Annotated in this window: 16 protein-coding genes; 14 read left to right on the forward strand and 2 right to left on the reverse strand. The window is 73.2% G+C overall.

Annotated elements, in window-relative coordinates:
* Positions 1-2: 2 nt before the first annotated feature.
* The 4 genes from ACTWO6_RS19510 to ACTWO6_RS19525 are packed head-to-tail and all read left to right on the forward strand — an operon-like array spanning position 3 to position 6,053.
* Entirely contained in the window at positions 3-1,211 is a 1,209-nt protein-coding gene (locus ACTWO6_RS19510) for a CehA/McbA family metallohydrolase (protein WP_446215267.1), read from the forward strand.
* Positions 1,202-2,113 (forward strand): sugar phosphate isomerase/epimerase family protein, encoded by a 912-nt coding sequence (locus tag ACTWO6_RS19515; RefSeq protein WP_446215268.1) that lies wholly within the window; start codon positions 1,202-1,204, stop codon positions 2,111-2,113. Before ACTWO6_RS19510 ends, ACTWO6_RS19515 begins: the two co-directional genes overlap by 10 nt.
* Positions 2,110-3,246, forward strand: a complete 1,137-nt coding sequence (locus ACTWO6_RS19520) for a Gfo/Idh/MocA family protein (protein WP_446215269.1) — start codon at positions 2,110-2,112, stop codon at positions 3,244-3,246. Before ACTWO6_RS19515 ends, ACTWO6_RS19520 begins: the two co-directional genes overlap by 4 nt.
* Positions 3,246-6,053, forward strand: a complete 2,808-nt coding sequence (locus tag ACTWO6_RS19525; protein ID WP_446215270.1) for a glycoside hydrolase family 38 N-terminal domain-containing protein — start codon at positions 3,246-3,248, stop codon at positions 6,051-6,053. The genes ACTWO6_RS19520 and ACTWO6_RS19525 overlap by 1 nt, the downstream gene beginning before the upstream one ends.
* A 61-nt stretch (positions 6,054-6,114) precedes the next feature.
* Here ACTWO6_RS19525 and ACTWO6_RS19530 read toward each other — a convergent pair whose 3' ends face one another.
* Positions 6,115-6,741: an SGNH/GDSL hydrolase family protein gene (locus ACTWO6_RS19530; RefSeq protein WP_446215271.1), complete on the reverse strand. Its 627-nt coding sequence runs from the start codon at positions 6,739-6,741 to the stop codon at positions 6,115-6,117.
* Between the two features lie 327 nt (positions 6,742-7,068).
* Here ACTWO6_RS19530 and ACTWO6_RS19535 point away from each other — a divergent pair, with 327 nt between their 5' ends.
* The 7 genes from ACTWO6_RS19535 (at position 7,069) to ACTWO6_RS19565 (ending at position 13,408) form a co-directional block, all read left to right on the forward strand.
* Positions 7,069-8,262 (forward strand): sensor histidine kinase, encoded by a 1,194-nt coding sequence (locus ACTWO6_RS19535; protein WP_446215272.1) that lies wholly within the window; start codon positions 7,069-7,071, stop codon positions 8,260-8,262.
* On the forward strand, positions 8,259-8,741 hold the full coding sequence (locus ACTWO6_RS19540; RefSeq protein WP_446215273.1) for a roadblock/LC7 domain-containing protein: 483 nt from the start codon (positions 8,259-8,261) through the stop codon (positions 8,739-8,741). Before ACTWO6_RS19535 ends, ACTWO6_RS19540 begins: the two co-directional genes overlap by 4 nt.
* Positions 8,742-8,767: 26 nt before the next feature.
* A complete protein-coding gene (locus ACTWO6_RS19545; RefSeq protein ID WP_446215274.1) occupies positions 8,768-9,106 on the forward strand; it encodes a DUF742 domain-containing protein in 339 nt (112 codons plus the stop codon).
* Positions 9,084-9,689 (forward strand): GTP-binding protein, encoded by a 606-nt coding sequence (locus ACTWO6_RS19550; RefSeq protein WP_446215275.1) that lies wholly within the window; start codon positions 9,084-9,086, stop codon positions 9,687-9,689. The genes ACTWO6_RS19545 and ACTWO6_RS19550 overlap by 23 nt, the downstream gene beginning before the upstream one ends.
* 18 nt (positions 9,690-9,707) lie before the next feature.
* Positions 9,708-10,949: a styrene monooxygenase/indole monooxygenase family protein gene (locus ACTWO6_RS19555; RefSeq protein ID WP_446215276.1), complete on the forward strand. Its 1,242-nt coding sequence runs from the start codon at positions 9,708-9,710 to the stop codon at positions 10,947-10,949.
* A gap of 79 nt (positions 10,950-11,028) precedes the next feature.
* Positions 11,029-11,187, forward strand: a complete 159-nt coding sequence (locus ACTWO6_RS19560) for a hypothetical protein (RefSeq protein ID WP_446215277.1) — start codon at positions 11,029-11,031, stop codon at positions 11,185-11,187.
* 238 nt (positions 11,188-11,425) lie between these two features.
* Positions 11,426-13,408, forward strand: coding sequence for an N-acetylmuramoyl-L-alanine amidase (locus tag ACTWO6_RS19565; protein ID WP_446215278.1), 1,983 nt, complete (start codon positions 11,426-11,428; stop codon positions 13,406-13,408).
* Positions 13,409-13,522: 114 nt separating this feature from the next.
* Here the strand turns inward: ACTWO6_RS19565 and ACTWO6_RS19570 are convergent, their stop codons facing one another.
* Positions 13,523-14,113: a zinc ribbon domain-containing protein gene (locus tag ACTWO6_RS19570; RefSeq protein WP_446215279.1), complete on the reverse strand. Its 591-nt coding sequence runs from the start codon at positions 14,111-14,113 to the stop codon at positions 13,523-13,525.
* A gap of 80 nt (positions 14,114-14,193) precedes the next feature.
* Between ACTWO6_RS19570 and ACTWO6_RS19575 the strand changes: the two genes are divergently transcribed.
* The 3 genes from ACTWO6_RS19575 to ACTWO6_RS19585 all read left to right on the forward strand — a co-directional run bounded on the left by ACTWO6_RS19575 (position 14,194) and on the right by ACTWO6_RS19585 (position 16,599).
* The gene (locus ACTWO6_RS19575; RefSeq protein WP_446215280.1) at positions 14,194-14,520 is read left to right on the forward strand and encodes a hypothetical protein; all 327 of its coding nucleotides are present in this window, start codon (positions 14,194-14,196) and stop codon (positions 14,518-14,520) included.
* Between the two features lie 179 nt (positions 14,521-14,699).
* A complete protein-coding gene (locus ACTWO6_RS19580; protein ID WP_446215281.1) occupies positions 14,700-15,392 on the forward strand; it encodes a hypothetical protein in 693 nt (230 codons plus the stop codon).
* Positions 15,379-16,599, forward strand: coding sequence for a low temperature requirement protein A (locus ACTWO6_RS19585; RefSeq protein WP_446215282.1), 1,221 nt, complete (start codon positions 15,379-15,381; stop codon positions 16,597-16,599). The genes ACTWO6_RS19580 and ACTWO6_RS19585 overlap by 14 nt, the downstream gene beginning before the upstream one ends.
* Positions 16,600-16,646 lie beyond the last annotated feature (47 nt).

The raw sequence follows: 16,646 nt of genomic DNA on the forward strand, positions 1-16,646 counted from the left end.
CCATGGTCACCCACCGGGGCAGATGGACCCTGCGGGACCGCGCGGAGGACGTGATGCGGTCCCTGCCGGTCACCGTCGCGCCGGGCACCGCCGCGCTGACCGTCCGGCTGGACTACCCGCGCGCGGCGGGCGTGCTGGACCTCGGGTGCGCCGGGCCGGCCGGCTTCCGGGGCTGGTCCGGCGGCGCCCGGGACGGTTACACGATCACCGCGGACCGGGCCACCCCCGGCTACCTGCCCGGAGAGCTGGAGCCCGGCGAGTGGCAGGTACTGCTCCGGCTGCACCGGATCCCGCCCGACGGCCTCGACTTCGAAGTCACCGCCACCACCAGCACCACCCCGCCGACCCCGCCGGACGCGCCGGGACCGCCGGAGCGACCCGAGCGCCCGCCCCGCCCGGCCGTGCCGGACGTGGACGGGCGGCGCTGGCTGGCCGGGGACCTGCACGCCCACACCGTGCACAGCGACGGCGCGCAGACCATCGACGAGCTGGCCGCCCTCGCCGTCTCGCGGGGCCTGGACTTCCTCGCCGTCACCGACCACAACACCGTCAGCCACCACCCCTGGCTGCCCGGCTCGGCCCGCCGGTACGGGATCACGCTGCTGCCCGGTCAGGAGGTGACCACCGACCGGGGGCACGCCAACGTGTTCGGCCCCGTGGGCTGGATCGACTTCCGGCGACCGGCCGACGAGTGGCTCGCCACCGCCGAGCGCGCGGGCGGCCTGCTGTCGATCAACCACCCGCTCGGCGGGGACTGCGCCTGGCGGCAGCCGGTGACCACCCGCACCCGACTGGTGGAGGTGTGGCACTCCGGCTGGTGGGACCGCACCTGGGGCGCTCCGCTGGCGTGGGCCCAGGCGTGGCGGCCGGACGTCGTACCCGTCGGGGGCAGCGACTTCCACCGGCCCGGCGCGGACGCCCTGCCCGGAGCGCCGACCACCTGGGTGCTCGTGGACGGCGACCCGGCCGACGAGGCGGCGGTCCGCGACGCGCTGGCCGTCGGCCGCACCGCCGTCTCCGCCGGCCCGGACGCGCCCCTGCTGCTGCGGCTCGGGGACGAACTGCTCGCCCTCGACGCGGACGGCGCGCTGCTCGGCTACCCGGACGGCCGCCACCGGGTGGTCCGGGGCGACCGGTGCCTGCTGCCCGCCGCCGACGGGCTGCACGTCCTGGAGTCCCACCGCATGGAGGTGATCGCACTATGCCGCTGATCGCACGGACCAGGGTGGCCGGAGCCCCCTGCAACTACGGCATCTACCAGGCGGACGACCCGTTCGTCGGCCCGGACGAGCTGCTCGCGTCGCTGGCCGCGGACGGTTACACCGGAGTGGACTCCGGGCCGATCGGCTACCTCGGAACCGGGGAGACGCTGGCCCGGCGGCTGGCGGCCAACGGCGTCGGGCTCGCCGGCGGCTGGGTGGACCTGCGCTTCGCCGACCCCGACGGGTTCGCCGAGGATCTCGCCCAGCTCGACGCGGCACTGGACGTGTTCGCCGCCGCGCCCCTCGACGATGCCCGGTTCGCGCCCCGGCCCACCCTCGCCTGCGCCGCCAACCCGGCCCGGATGGCCCGCCCGGGCACGCCGCCGGACCTGGCCGCCGCCCTGCCGGCCGCCGCCTGGCCGGGCTTCGCCGACCGGGTGCAGCGGGCCGTCGACCGGTGCCGCGGCCGGGGCCTCGAACCGGTGTTCCACTACCACCTGGGCACCGACGTGGAGACCGAGGCGGAGGCCGACCGGCTGCTGGAACTCACCGACGTGGCGGTCTGCCTGGACACCGGGCACCTGACGCTGGCTGGCGGGGACCCCGCCACCGCGCTGCGCAAGTGGGCCGGCCGGGTCGGGCAGGTCCACCTCAAGGACGCCGACCTGGCCGCGCACCGCCGGGTCCGCGAGGCCGGCGGCGGGCTCACCGAGGTGGTCGCCGCGGGCGGCTTCTGCGCCCTGGGCACCGGCGACGTCGACTTCGCCGCGGTGCTGCGCGGCCTCGACGAGATCGGCTACACCGGCTGGCTGGTGATCGAGCAGGACGCCCCCGCGCAGGGACAAGACCTGGACCGGATCCGCGCCGACCAGCGCGGCAACCGGCGGTGGCTGGCGGAGGTGCTGCCATGACCGAGGCGGGCAAGCGGATCAGGATCGCGGTGGCCGGACTGGGCGTCATCGCCCGTACCGTGCACCTGCCGCTGCTGCGACGCCGGGCCGACCTGTTCGACATCGTCGCGCTCAGCGACCTGTCCCCGTCGCGGCTGGCCGAACTCGGCGCCCGGTACGGAGTCGACCCGGCGCGGCGGTACCCGGACGCGGCGACCATGCTGGCCGGTGGCGGCCACGACGCGATGCTGCTGGCGACCTCCGGCTCGCACGGTGAACTCGCCGCCGCGGCGCTGGGCCGGGGGCTGCCGGTGCTCTGCGAGAAGCCGCTCGCCTACACGGTCGCCGAGGCCGACCGGCTGACCGGCTCCGGCGCGGCGCTGATGGTCGGCTACATGAAGCAGTACGACCCGGCGGTGGCCGAGGCCGCCCGGCTGCTCGACGAGATCGGCGGACCGACGGCGGTGCACGCGGTCGAGGTGACCGTCCTGCATGCCGGCGGGGACCAGCAGCTGGCGTTCGCCAACCTGCCACCCACGCCGCGGGACGTGCCGGCCGCGGAGCTGGCCCGGCTGCGGGAGGCCGACGACGGGCTGCTCGACGCGGCGGTGGGCGGGGATGTCGGAGCGCGCACCCTCTACCAGATTCTGATCAACAGCGTCTCGCACGACCTGTCGCTGCTGCGGCTGTTCACCGGCGCGCCGGCCACGGTCGACCACGTCACGACCTGGCCGCTGGCACCCGACGGGCCGGCCGAGCCGTCGGTGGAGATCTCCGGCCGACTGCCCCACGGCGGCCGGTACGGCATCCGGTGGCTCAACCTGCCGGACTGTCCGGCCTACCGGGAGACGGTGACGCTGCACCACGCCCGGGGCGCGCTGGAGCTGGTCTTCCCGTCGCCGTACCTGCTCAACGCGCCGACCACCCTGACCGCGGTGGACCGGCACGGCGACGGCGAGCGGCGGACGGTGTTCCGGTCGGTGACTGAGGCCTTCGAGCAGGAGCTGGTCGCCTTCCACGCGATGGTGACCGAAGGCGCGCGCCCGCTGAGCGGGATCGCCGAGGGCGCGGCCGACGTACGGACCAGCCAACAGGTGGTACGCCGCTACGGGGAGCTGACCGGGGCGGCGATCGGCGGAGAGGCGGCGAGCTGATGGACCGACCGACCGAGATCATCGTGGTGCCGCACACCCACTGGGACCGGGAGTGGTACGAGCCGTTCCAGCGGTTCCGGCTGCGGCTGGTGGCCCTGCTCGACGAGGTGTTCGACCGGATGGCGCAGGACGAGCGCCAACGGTTCACCCTGGACGGGCAGCTCGCCGCGGTCGACGACTACCTGGAGGTCCGGCCGGAGCGCCGGGAGCAGGTGGTCGCGCTGGTGCGGGCCGGGCGGCTGGCCGTCGGGCCGTGGCAGATCCTGCTCGACGAGTTCCTGTGCTCCGGGGAGAACATCGTCCGCAACCTGGAGCGCGGGCTGGCCCGCAGCGCGGGGCTGGGCGGCGCGATGCCGGTCGGCTACCTGCCCGACATGTTCGGCCACATCGCGCAGATGCCGCAGTTCCTGGCCGGGGCGGGACTGGCCCACGCCTGCGTGTTCCGGGGCGTGCCGGAGCGAATCCGGTCGCACGCGTTCGCCTGGCAGGCCCCGGACGGCACCACGATCCGCACCGAGTACCTGCCCGGCGGCTACGGCAACGCGGCCGGGCTGATGGACGACCGGCGACTCGTCACCCGCCGGGCGACCGACCTGGCCGAACGGCTACGCGGCTGGCGGCCCGACGGCGACGACAGCCCGATCCTGGCGATGTACGGCGCCGACCACGCCGCGCCCGCGCCGGACGCCCCGGACCTCCTCGCCGCCGCCGGCGTCGACGGGGTGCAGCTGCGGCTCGGCACCCTCGCGGAGTACTTCGCCACTCAACCGACCACGGTGGACGGGCTGCCGACCGTGGCCGGCGAGCTGCGCTCACACGCCCGGGCGAACATCCTGCCCGGCGTGATCTCCGTACGCGCCCACCTGAAGCAGGCGATGGGCCGCGCCGAGCGGCGGGTCGAGCGGTACGCCGAACCCCTGGCCGCGCTCTTCCACGACCCGTCCGTGCAACGGTTCCTCGACATGGCCTGGACCCGGCTGATCGACGCGAGCTGCCACGACTCGGTGACCGGGTGCGGCTGCGACGAGACGGCCGAGCAGGTGGCCGCCCGGCTGGCCGAGGCGGACCAGCTGGGCCGGGCGGTCTGCGACCTGGTGGGGGCGCGGCTGGCCGGTGCGGTGCCGCGCGACGGGCAGCTGCTGTTCAACCCGACCCCGGCGGCCCGGACCGCCCTGGTCCGCCTCGACGTCGAGGCGTCCCCGGACGAGGGGGTCGGGCTGGTCGGCGCCGACGGCAGGGTCGCGCCCGCGCAGGTCCTCGACCGGGCCCGGACGCTGCTCGCCGACGACCTGGTGCCGGCGGCCGACCTGCCGGCGGTGCTCACCCGGGTGCACGGGCGCGAGCTGTACGGGCAGGAGATCACCGCCTGGTCGGTGTCGCGCGACGACGCCACCCTCACCTTCCAGGTGGCCCGGCACGGCGACCCGACCTTCGACGTCGAGGACGTCCGGCTGGCGCTCGCCGCCGCGGGCGGCCCGGACCGGTGGCGGGTGCGGATCGTCGCCGCCCCGCGGCTGACCGTCGCCGCGCTGGTCGAGGTGCCGGCGCTCGGCCTCGCCTCGGTACGCCCGGTGGCCCTTCCCCCGGAGGGCCCGGCCACCCGGGCGAACGGCGCCGCGCCGGGACCGGAGGCGACCGGGACGCCGTCGGCCGGTCCGGCACCCGTGACGGTCGTCGACCGGACCGTCGACAACGGCCTGCTCCGCGTCGAGGTGGCCGAGGACGGCACGCTGCGGCTGTCCACACCGGACGGCCTGAGCGTGGACGGCGTGGCGCGGATCGTCGACGGCGGCGACGTGGGCGACAGCTACAACTACGCCCCGCCGGCCGCTGACGAGCTGGTCGACAAGCCGCGCGCGGTGCGGACCGTCGTGGTGCACGACGGCCCGGTGGTCGCCGTCCTCGACGTGGTCCGCGAGTACCGCTGGCCGGTCGGCGCCGACGTGGACGCGGGCTCGCGCCGCGTGGACCGGGAGACGGTCACCGTGACCACCCGGGTGGAGCTACGGGCCGGCGAGCCCTTCGCCCGGCTGCGGTTGAGCTTCGACAACCGCTGCGACGACCACCGGGTCCGCCTGCACCTGCCGCTACCCGCAGCGGCCCGTTCGTCGTACGCGGAGGGTCAGTTCGCGGTCGTCGAGCGCGGGTTGACCGCCGAGGGCGGCGGCGGTGAGGTGCCGCTGCCGACGTTCCCCGCCTCCGGGTTCGTCGCTGCCGGGGGCGCCGAGGGGTCGCTCGCCGTCCTGCTGACCCAGCCGACCGAGTACGAGCTGACCGACTCCGGGCGGGAACTCGCCGTCACGGTCCTGCGCGCGATCGGGATGCTGTCCCGCAACCGGCACGCCCTGCGGGACGAACCCGCCGGCCCGCAGGTTCCCACGCCGCTGGCCCAGTGCCGGGGCGAGCGCAGCGTCGAGCTGGCGGTGCTGCCGTTCCGGGGCGACTGGGACTCCGCCGGGGTTCTGGCGGCGGCCGAGGCGTACCGGCACGAGCTGCTGGACTTCCCGGGCAGCGGCGAACCGTCGGCCGGGCTGCCGGCGCCGGTCACCGGGCTGACGGTCGACGGGGACGGCGTCGCGTTGACCAGCCTCCGGGACCGGGACGGCCGGATCGAGCTGCGGATGGTGGCCGCCCGGGACACCGACGCCGTCATCGGGGCCGGCCGCGACGTACGCGGGGCGTGGCGGGCCGACCTGGTCGGCCGGCCGGGCGAGCCGCTGCTGATTGACGGCGACGGGCTGGTCCGACTGCCCCTGCGGGCGTGGGAGATCGCCACCGTGCAACTCGACCTGCCCGGCCCCGGCTGAGGGCAGTCGCCTCGCCGGGCTCGAGCGGCCGGGACGCCGTCGAACGGCGGCGCGACGGTCCTCAGGCCCGCGGGGTGACCGCGCGCAGCCACTGCTGGGCGAGCAGGGCGTGGCCGAACGGCGTGAGGTGCACGCCGTCGTTCGTCCACACCCGCTCGCCGACCCCGGCGGCCTGGAAGAGGTCGTCCCCCGAGACCAGCGTCGCGTCGAACTCGGCGGCCAGCCGGCGGACCACCGCCACCTTCGGGTCGAGGTCCGCGCGCCAGGCGCGTTGCGCGTCGTCGAGCGGGATGAGGAAGGGCTCGACGAGGACGAACGCCGGGTCCAGTCGGCGCCGGGCGACGTCGAGCAGGTGCCGGTAGTCGCGCTCGAACTCCGCGACGTCGGTGGGGTCGTCCCGCAGGTAGCGGCGCCAGGTGTCGTTGACGCCGATCAGCACCGACACCACCTGCGGGGCGAGGGCGAGGCAGTCGTCCTCCCACCGGGCGCGCAGGTCGCGGACCCGGTCGCCGCTGACGCCGCGGTTGCGGAACGTGACGCGGTGGGTGGGGTGGCGGGCGGTGAACCAGGCCGCGGCCATCATCGCGTACCCGCAGCCCAGGTCGTCGCCGGAGCGGTCCCGTCCGGCGTCGGTGACGCTGTCGCCGATGAAGAGCACCCGTCCGCCGCGGGGCACCTCCACCGTCATCCGCTCGCCTCCGCTCCTCGTCGAACACCGCGTCATGATCATGCCGCCCGGGCGGGGGTTTGTCCGCCGCCGCCGGCCGACGTCACACCCGGCCGCGCGGATCCCAGGGTGCCGGCTGTTGCGTTTCCGCGGCCGGAACCGATGAAGCATCCGTGGGCGCCGGGCGGTACGGATGTGAAAACCACCCTAAGTTGACCTTGACCGTTGCTATCGCCACAAGACGGTGGTTGACTGCTGCACCATGCCACAGCCGGTGATTACTGACAGGTCGGTATTTTCGTGAGAAGCACCGATATCACTCCAGTGCATTCGGCGGATCGACGTCGCGTGACCTGGCGGCAGCGAGCGGCACGCTGGCTGGATCCGACGGTCGCCCAGTGGGCCGTCGCACCACAGGAGACACCCCCACCACCTCCCCCACCCCTCGAGGAGCCATCGGCCGGCCCGTGGCCGGCGATCTGCGAACAGTTCGCGATGCGGATCCTCGCCTCGGCGTACCAGATGGGCTCCCACCTGGAGGCCGTGGAGGCCGACGAGCAGGACCCGGAGCGCCTGGAGCGGCTCTACCGCATCGACCACGCGAACACCCGGATCCGACGGCACGCGGAGAACCTCCAGGTCCTGCTCGGCCGCCGGGTCGAGGACGCCGACCCGCAGACCGTGACCCTGGTCGACGTCGTCCGCGCCGCGACCTCGGCCGTGGAGTACTACCCGCGCATCCGGGTGGGGCACGTGGTGGACCTGGCGGTGGTCGAGTTCGCCGCCGACGACGTGATCCGGGTGCTCACCGAGCTGCTGGACAACGCCACCCGCTTCTCCCCGCCCACCTCGTCGGTGATCGTGTCGGCGTACATCACCGAGGACGGCAGCGTCCTGGTGCGCGTGGAGGACGCCGGCGTCGGCATCCACCCCGACCACCTGCCGGCCCTCAACGCCCTGCTCACCGGCGCGCCGATCACCCCCACGACCCTCGACCCGGCGGCCCACCTCGGTCTCGCCGTCGTCGCGCACCTGGCCGTCGCCCACCAGCTGCGGGTCACCCTGACCGGCCGGCCCTCCGGCGGCACGACGGCGACGGTCCTCGTCCCCGGCGCGCTGCTCTGCGAGAACGTCACCGCGGCGGGGCCGGACCTCGCCGGACCCGCCCCCGCCGGGTCCGCGCCACCGGCGGCCTGGCCGCCCCCGCCACCGGCCGACGGGGGCCGGGTCCACCAGTGGAGTACGCAGATGGCCCCGGCCCCCGACAGCACACACGCGCCCACCGTCCGCCTCAACACCATCGGCCAGCCGGCCGGCGAGACCCCCGCCCCGTCGACCACGGGGCTGCCCCGCCGGGTGCCGGAGAGCATGCGCGCCGACGACCCCACCCCCGGCGCGCGCCGGCCGGCGCCGGCGCAGCACCGGAGCACCCCGGACGACGGGTCCACCCCCGAGGCCTGGCCGGACGAGACGGCGGCCTTCGCCGCCGGCGTCAGCGACGCCCAGGCCACCACCAGCAACGACGAAGGACAGCTGCAATGACCCACGGCTTCCCCGGCAACGGAAACGGCCACGGCAACGGCCACGGCCCGGCGGGCCCGGGGCCGGGACTGCCGGACTGCGCCTGGCTGATCCGCCAGTTCGCCGACGACGTACCCGGCGTCACGCACGCCCTGATCGTGTCGCTGGACGGCCTCCAGCTCGCCGCCTCCCGGAACGTCTCCCGGGACCTCGGCGACCAGCTCGCCGCGCTGACCGCCGGCCTGCTGAGCATGGCCGACCGCTCCGCCGCGCTGCTGGACCTCGGCGCCTCCGAGTACCTGACCGTCCGGCTGCCCCGCGGGCACCTGCTCTTCATGCGGGTCGGCGAGTCGGCGGGCCTGGCGGTCGCCGCCGCCCCCGGCTGCGACCTGCGGGTCGTCTCCTACCGGATGACCCAGTTCGTCGGCGCGGTGTGGCACGCCCTGACCCCTCAGGTCCGGCACGAACTGCATCGAATGACCGCCAGCCAGCCGCGCTGACCCGACCGGAGCCGAGGAGGCTGATCATGCCGATGACGTACTGGAAGGTGCGGCCGTACGTGCTGACCGCCGGCCGTACCCGCACCCGGCAGCCGCTGCTGGTGCACACCCTGGTGTCGGTGCCGTACTACGACGCCGTCTTCGCCTCGGGCCTGCTGCCGGAGGCCCGGTCCCTGTACGAGCACGCCCGCCGGGCCCGGTCGGTCGCCGAACTCTCCGCGGTGTGCGGGATGTCGCTGGGGGTGACCCGGGTGGTCGTCGACGACCTCGCCGCCACCGACCGCCTGACCATCCACGCCGACACCTACACCCTCGACTTCCGCCTTCTGGAGAGACTGCGCGATGGCCTCCGCCGACTTGCCTGAGAATCCGCTGCTGACGTCGGCGAAAATCGTCATCGCCGGTGGTTTCGGCGTCGGCAAGACGACCTGCGTCCGGTCCATCTCGGAGATCCCGCCGATCAACACCGAGGCCTGGATGACCGCGGCCAGCGAGCCGGTCGACCGGCTCGACCCCGGGATCGACAAGACCACCACCACCGTGGCGATGGACTTCGGCCGGCTGACCATCGGCGCCGACCTGGTGCTGTACCTGTTCGGCACGCCCGGCCAGCCCCGCTTCTGGCCGATGTGGGACGACCTGTGCCGGGGCGCGGTCGGCGCGCTGGTGCTCGCCGACACCCGGAACCTGGCGGCGTCGTTCCCCGCGGTCAACTACTTCGAGCAGGACAGCGAGGTGCCCTTCGTGGTCTGCGTGAACCTGTTCGACGGGGTGCTGCACCACCCGCTGGAGGACGTCCGCGACGCGCTCGCGCTGCCCGCCGGCGTACCGCTGATCGCCTGCGACGCCCGCGACGCGTCCTCGGTGGCCCGGGCGCTGCTGGCGGTGGTGGAACACACGATGGCCCGCACCGCCCGACCCGCCGCGGGCGCGCTCGCGGCCCGATAGCCCAACCTGGAGGAACCCATGCGCAAGATCCTGATCGTCGGGGCCGGCCAGTCCGGACTGCAGCTCGGCCTGAGCCTGCTCGCCGAGGGCTACGACGTCACCGTCATGTCCGCCCGCACGCCGGACGAGATCCGCCGCGGCTGGGTGATGAGCACCCAGGCGATGTTCGACGCCGCGCTGCGGACCGAGCGCCGGTACGGACTGGACCTGTGGCAGGACCAGGCGCCCCGGATCGACGGCCTGCACGTGTCGTTGTCCGCCCCGCCCGGTGAGCGGGCGCTGCGGATCCCCTGCCCGCTGGACGAGCCGGCGCAGAGCACCGACCAGCGGCTGAAGATGGCGACCTGGCTGGAGCTGTTCGAGCAGCGCGGCGGGACGGTGCACTACCAGGGGGTGACCACCGCCGACCTGGACGGGTTGACCCGGCTCGGCAGGTACGACCTGACCGTCGTCGCCGCCGGCAAGGGCGACCTGGTGGGCGTCTTCGACCGGGACCCGCAGCGCTCGGTGTACACCGCCCCGCAGCGGGGACTGGCCGTCGCCTACGTGCACGGGATGACCCCGGACCCGCTGCTGCCGGCGCCGCACGTCAGCTTCAACGCCGTGCCGGGCCTGGGCGAGCTCTTCGTCATCCCGGCCCTCACTCTCTCCGGGCCGTGCGAGATCCTGTTCTGGGAGGCGGTGCCCGGCGGGCCGCTCGACCTGTGGACCGAGCGGCGGGACCCGGCCGAGCACCTCAAGCTGACCCTCGACCTGGCCCGCCGCTACACGCCGTGGATCTACGACCGGTGCCTCGACGTGGAGCTGACCGACGGGCGGGCCACCCTGTCCGGCCGGTACACCCCGACGGTGCGCCACCCCGTGGCGGAGCTGCCCTCGGGCGGCCTCGTGCTCGGGATGGCGGACGTGGTGGTCGCCAACGACCCGATCACCGGTCAGGGCAGCAACACCGCCGCCAAATGCGCCCACTCCTACCTGGGGTCCATTCTGGAGCGCGGTGACCGGCCGTTCGACCGGGAGTGGATGGGGCAGACCTTCGAGCGGTTCTGGGCCGGAGCCGGGCAGGCGGTCACCGGCTGGACCAACGCGATGCTGCAGCCGCTGCCGCCGCACGTGCAGCAGATCCTGGGGGCCGCCGCGGGGAACCCGACGATCGCCCGGCGCTTCGCCAACGGCTTCAGCGACCCGAACGACTTCCAGGACTGGTTCATGACGCCGGACGCCGCCGACCGCTACCTGGCCTCGGTCGGGGCCGGGTGATCCGCCCGGGTCCGCCGCGTTGGTTCGCGACCGGCGCGGGTAAGCGTGGTGCTCCGGATCGAGCACGACGGAGGTGACAATGTCTGGTCGGGAGAAACTTCACGACCTGCGCCAGCAGGCCCACAATGCGGGCATCGAGGGCAACTCGAAGATGACCGAAGGGCAGCTGCGCCAAGCACTCAACAAGGTCGGCAAGGGCATGGACCCGATGGCGGCCAAACAGCAGGCGAAACGGTGACGCACCGGCGGTGACGCCGAGGCGGGCGGAAACGCCCGCCTCGGTCCGCGCCGGCAGGGGCGACCTGGTGGGCGTCTTCGACCGGGACCGCTCGGTTGCCGAACATGCCCCTACTGAAAGTTTCCTGCACCCCCACGCAACCAAACGGAACCTATTGACAGGGCAGCTCCCCGGGACGAGGGTGACCACCGAGCCTCACCCCCCGAACGGAGGTCCCATGCCCCCATCAAGAACGCCGATGGGCAGGCGGATCCTGCTCAGCACCGCGCTGATCGGTGCCGCGACGCTCGCGCCGGTCAGCCCTGCGCCGGCGGCGAACCCGACGCCCGAAACGAGACAGCAGCAGTACGCGGCGGCGGCCGCCGAATACGGCGTCCCCGAGTCCGTCCTGCTTGCCGTCTCGTACCTGGAGTCCCGCTGGGACACCAACGCCGGCACCCCCAGCACCGGCGCGGGGTACGGTCCGATGCACCTCACCGACGCGAATTACGTCAACAGCCTGGGCGAGCCCGGCCACTACGGTCCGCAGGAGGACCCGCGCGGCGACGACTCCCGAGCCCCGATCCGCGCCGCGGAACCCGCGGTCAAGCCGCCGGCCGAGGCGGCGCTGCAGACCCTGGACGCGGCCGCGGCGGTCACCGGTAGCGGGAAGGAGGTGCTCAGGTCCGACACCGCGGCCAACATCCGCGGCGGCGCAGCGCTGCTGGCGTCGTACCAGAAGGAGATCGGCGCCCCGGTCGGCGCCGGCACCGACCCGGCCGCCTGGTACGGCTCGGTAGCCCGGTATTCCGGCTCCCACAGCACCGACTCCGCGGCGACCTTCGCCGACGAGGTGTACGCGACCATCCGGACCGGCGCGGCCCGGACGACCGACGACGGGCAGCGGGTCACCCTCGCCCCGCGGAACGTGGCCCCGCAGAAGTCCTGGCTCGACAAGCTCGGCCTGCGCAAGGCGGCCCGGGCCGACGGGGTGGAATGCCCGAAGGAACTGGCCTGCGAGTGGATCCCGGCGCCGTACCAACTGCTCGGCGACGGGACCGACCCGGAGTACTACGGCAACCACGACCTGTCCGACCGGCCGGCCCGACAGAAGATCGAATACATCGTCATCCACGACACCGAGGAGACCTACGCCAGGACGCTGGAACTCGTGCAGGATCCGGCGTACGTGAGCTGGCACTACACGATGCGCTCGAGCGACGGCCACACCGCGCAGCACGTCAGGACCAAGGACGTCGCCTGGCAGGCCGGCAACTGGTACATCAACGCCAAGTCCATCGGCATCGAGCACGAGGGCTTCGCCCGTCAGGGCACCTGGTACACCGAGACCATGTACCGCACGTCCGCGAAGCTCGTGGGCTACCTCGCGAAGAAGTTCGACATCCCGCTGGACCGCCAGCACATCATCGGCCACGACAACGTGCCGGGCACCGTCCCGGCGACGGTCCGCGGCATGCACTGGGACCCGGGGCCGTACTGGGACTGGTCGCACTACTTCGACCTGCTCAAGGCGCCGTTCCACAGCACGGGCACGCCGAAGACCGGGCTGGTCACCATGGACCCGGACTTCGCCAGCAACCGCCCGGCCTTCTGGGGCTGCCAGCTGGACGACAACGGCAACCCGACCAGCGCGCCCTGCCCGCTGCGCGGCTCGTCGTCGGTGATCCTGCACAGCGCGCCCAGCCAGGACGCGCCGCTGGTCAAGGACGCCGGCCTGCACGAGAACGGTTCGCCTTCCACGATGGAGGCGTCCGACCACGGCGCCCGGGCATCCGCGGGTCAGACGTACGCCGTCGCGGACCGGCAGGGTGACTGGACGGCGATCTGGTACCTCGGTCAGAAGGCGTGGTTCTACAACCCGGCCTCCGCGCCCGTGGCCAAGTGGGCGACCGGCTTCGTGGTGACGCCCAAGCCGGGCAAGGCCACGATCCCGGTGTACGGGCGGGCCTATCCGGAAGAGGCGGCCTACCCGGCCGGTGCGCCTTACCAGACCCTCAGCCCGCTGCAGTACACGCTGGCCGCGGGGCAGCGGTACGCGGTCGGCCTGGTCGCGCCGAGCGAGTTCTACAAGGCCTACACCTTCGCCGGCACCTTCCCCGGTGACTGGACCGTGATCCGCGGCAAGATGCGGTACGTGCAGATCCAGTTCGGCCACCGGATCATGTTCGTCAACAAGGACGACGTGGACATCCGGCCCTCGGCGGCGAGTGCGCCCAGCTGACCCGCGTTCCCCCGGGCGATCGGCCCCCTCTCCGCGGAGAGGGGGCCGTTTCCCCCCGCATCGGCGTATTACCTATCTTGACGCTGGTCTCCGGTTTGCCTAGTGCGGTGTCCACTAACGTTCACCGGGTTTGCGGTGGGTGTTGTGGATCCTCGCCTGTTGGGCGAGCGACTCCCCACCGCTGGGTGGTGGGGCGAGCCTCCGCGGGCCAACCGATCCTCGCGCCGGCCCGGGTGGGCGGCGGGGGTCACGTCGGGACCGCCCGGCACCGGGGAGATGCCGGCCGGCTCGACGGTGCGTGACCACCTCCGGCAACACAACCGCTGCCAGGGTGGTGGATCCGCTACCCGGAACACGGGCGGCGATGCTGGCCGCCGCGACCAGGTCCCGGTGCCCGGAAAATGCGCAGTGCGGGCAGGACAAGGTGCGCCCACGGGGTTTCGGCACCCGCCTGCGGCAGGCGGGGCAGGTCGACGACGTGCCCCGCTCGTCGACCAGCCGGACGGTGATCCCGGCCAGGGCAGCCTTGTCGGCGAGGACCTGCAGGAGCAGGCCGACCTGCCACTGCCGCAACCGCAGGTTGTGCCGCCGCCCCGCCGGCAGGTCCAACACCCCGCGGGGATCACCGACATGCAGCACACCGACCCGCTGACCCACCGCCCACGAGACGACGCCGCGGGCGGCCTCGTGCTGGGCCTGACGCACCCGCCGCCGGTGCCGACCCTCCCCTCGACCTGCGCGCGGCCTCGGTCGGGCAGGTCGGCGGGCATTGGTCGATCAGCGGCGTGCGGTGGAGCTACCTCACCGACGGCGACACCTACGACCCGGGCGGGTGGCAGGTCGGCAAGAGCGTCGCCAGCACGCCGGTGGTCCCGGCCGCCCGCCCGGCGGCGCCGCCCACCGCCGACGTGTTCGGCTCGTACGCGCTGCGCGACGCCGCCCTCGACCTCGCCGGCGCCGGCCTGTCCGCGGCGACGACGGGCACCACCGCGGAAACGGCGCCGCGCTTCGTGGTGGGCCTGGCCAAAGAGCCCGCCTTCACCGCGTACGGAGTGGACGGCTCGGGTGCCACGTCGTTCACCGATCTGGCCCTCTTCATCCAGGCGGGGTGAGCCCACCGGTCAGGCGGCGCCGTGGGCGCTGTCGCCGCCGCTGGCGGCGACCTGCTCGCGAAGCCACTCGGTGTAGTCACGTGAGCTGGGGGCGGCCCTGCTCGCAACTCGCCCGGACAAGAGCTGAACATGCGTCTGGCCCCCAGGGGGAGCGGCCGATTCTTCCAAAAAAGGGACAGATGCCACGTAATGTCAGAGGCGCCATCCCCGGTGTCCCGTGGAGGATTCAGTCGATGTCGCATCATCTTGACACCCCGCTCGCGGCGCAGAGCGGTCAGCTCTGCATCGAAGACCTGGACGCCTTCAACGGCGAGCGCGGCACGGTGTTCGTCATGGACGTCAACAGTTCGGTGACCCGAGCCGACATCAAGTACGGCTTCCACGCCGAGGCGCGGTACGAGTTCAAGGTCCACTTCGACGGCGCCGAACTGGAAGAGCTGACCTACCGGGTGGCCTTCGGCGAACCGGACGCTCGGGGGCGGCAGACACTGACGCTTCACGCCCTCACCGGCGGGGAGGCGCGCGACGACGCAGCGACCGGCAAGCTCCTCGTCCAGGGTAGGACCGGCGAGGTAGCGAGCAACGACGTTCTGCGGATCTGGGCCGGCCGGATCATGGACCCCTTCTACATCGACCTCGATCAGCTCGCCACCGTCAACGACGCCTTCAGGAACAGCGCAAAGCTGGACCGCTCGGCGTGGCGACCGGAGAACCCGCGGAACAGCTTCGCCGGCACCACCGTCGAGTCGATCGTCCTCGAAGTCTCCCGCGACCTTTCCGTACGTGGTGGCTGTCTGACCATCCTGACCATCGCCCCGATTCGAGCGCCACCTCTGACAGCACCTACCGGGCGAGCCAATGACCAGGACTAGCGGAGCCGAGCTGGTACGGAGACCCGGCGATCCACAGCGGGCGACCTTCCTGGAACTGTTCTTCGACCTGGTGTTCGTGCTGGGGCTCGCCCAGCTGTCACACGAGCTGATCGATGATCTCGCGTGGAGCGGCGCCTTCCGGACGCTGGTGTTGCTGCTGGCGATGTGGTGGGTCTGGTTCACCACGGCGTCGCTGACCGACCGGTTGAACCCGCAGCAACCAGCGATACAGCTGCTGGTCATCGGTACCCTGGTCGGCGGTCTGGTGATGGCCGCCGCGTTGCCTGACGCGTTCGGCGCAAAGGGCCTGGTCTTCGCCGCCGCGTATGTCGCGACACAGGTCGGCCGGAGCCTTTTCCTCCTGTTCCAGCTGCGTGGCCATGACCTGCAGCGCCGATCCGCACGGGCGCTGTTCTGGTTCTCGGTGTCCTCGGTGCCGTGGATCGCCGGTGCGCTCGCGCACGACGCCGTACGCGTGACGCTGTGGACGCTGGCGCTGGTTGTGGACTACGTCGTATTCGCGCTCGGCCTGCCAACCCCGAGGTTGGGCCGCTCACCCAAGTCAGACTTGCCGGTCATGGCCGAGCATCTCGCCGAGCGCCACCGGCAGTTCTTCATCATCGCGCTCGGCGAGCTGATCCTGGTCACGGGGCTGGCGTTCAGCGGCACCGGCTTCGAGCCCGACCGGAGCGCCGCATTCGCGGTGTCCATCGCCACCACCGTACTGCTGTGGCGAATCTACATCTACCGTGCGGGAGAGCTGCTGGCCGAGGCCATCCACGCATCCGCCGACCCGCTCCGCCTGGGCCTCGCAGCGACATACGCCCACGTGGTCATGGTCGCCGGCGTCGTCGTCACCGCCGTCGGCTTCGAGCTCGTCATCGCCCATCCACTCGGCGATACGTACCCGACCTGGATCGTTGTCATCCTCGGCGGGCCCGCGCTGTTTCTCGTCGGCCGCGCCACCTTCGAATACGCGGTCTTCGGCCACATATCCGGTGACCGGCCGGTCGGGCTGCTCGTACTGGCCGCCCTGACACCGGCGATGCTCCTCGGGCCACCACTCTTGCCCGCTCTCGCCGCCGCCGTGGTCCTCGCCGCCATCGCCATCGCCGATACCCGCCCCCGCATCGGGAGAAGGGGGTTCATGACCTCGACCAGGGCCCCACGGGGAAGGCGGACGAGCTGCTTCCCGCTCTACTGGTAGGAGCCGCGGAGACCGCCCCGCGTTACGTGGTGGGGCTCTGGCCCTAT

The organism is Micromonospora sp. IBHARD004, assembly GCF_052814115.1.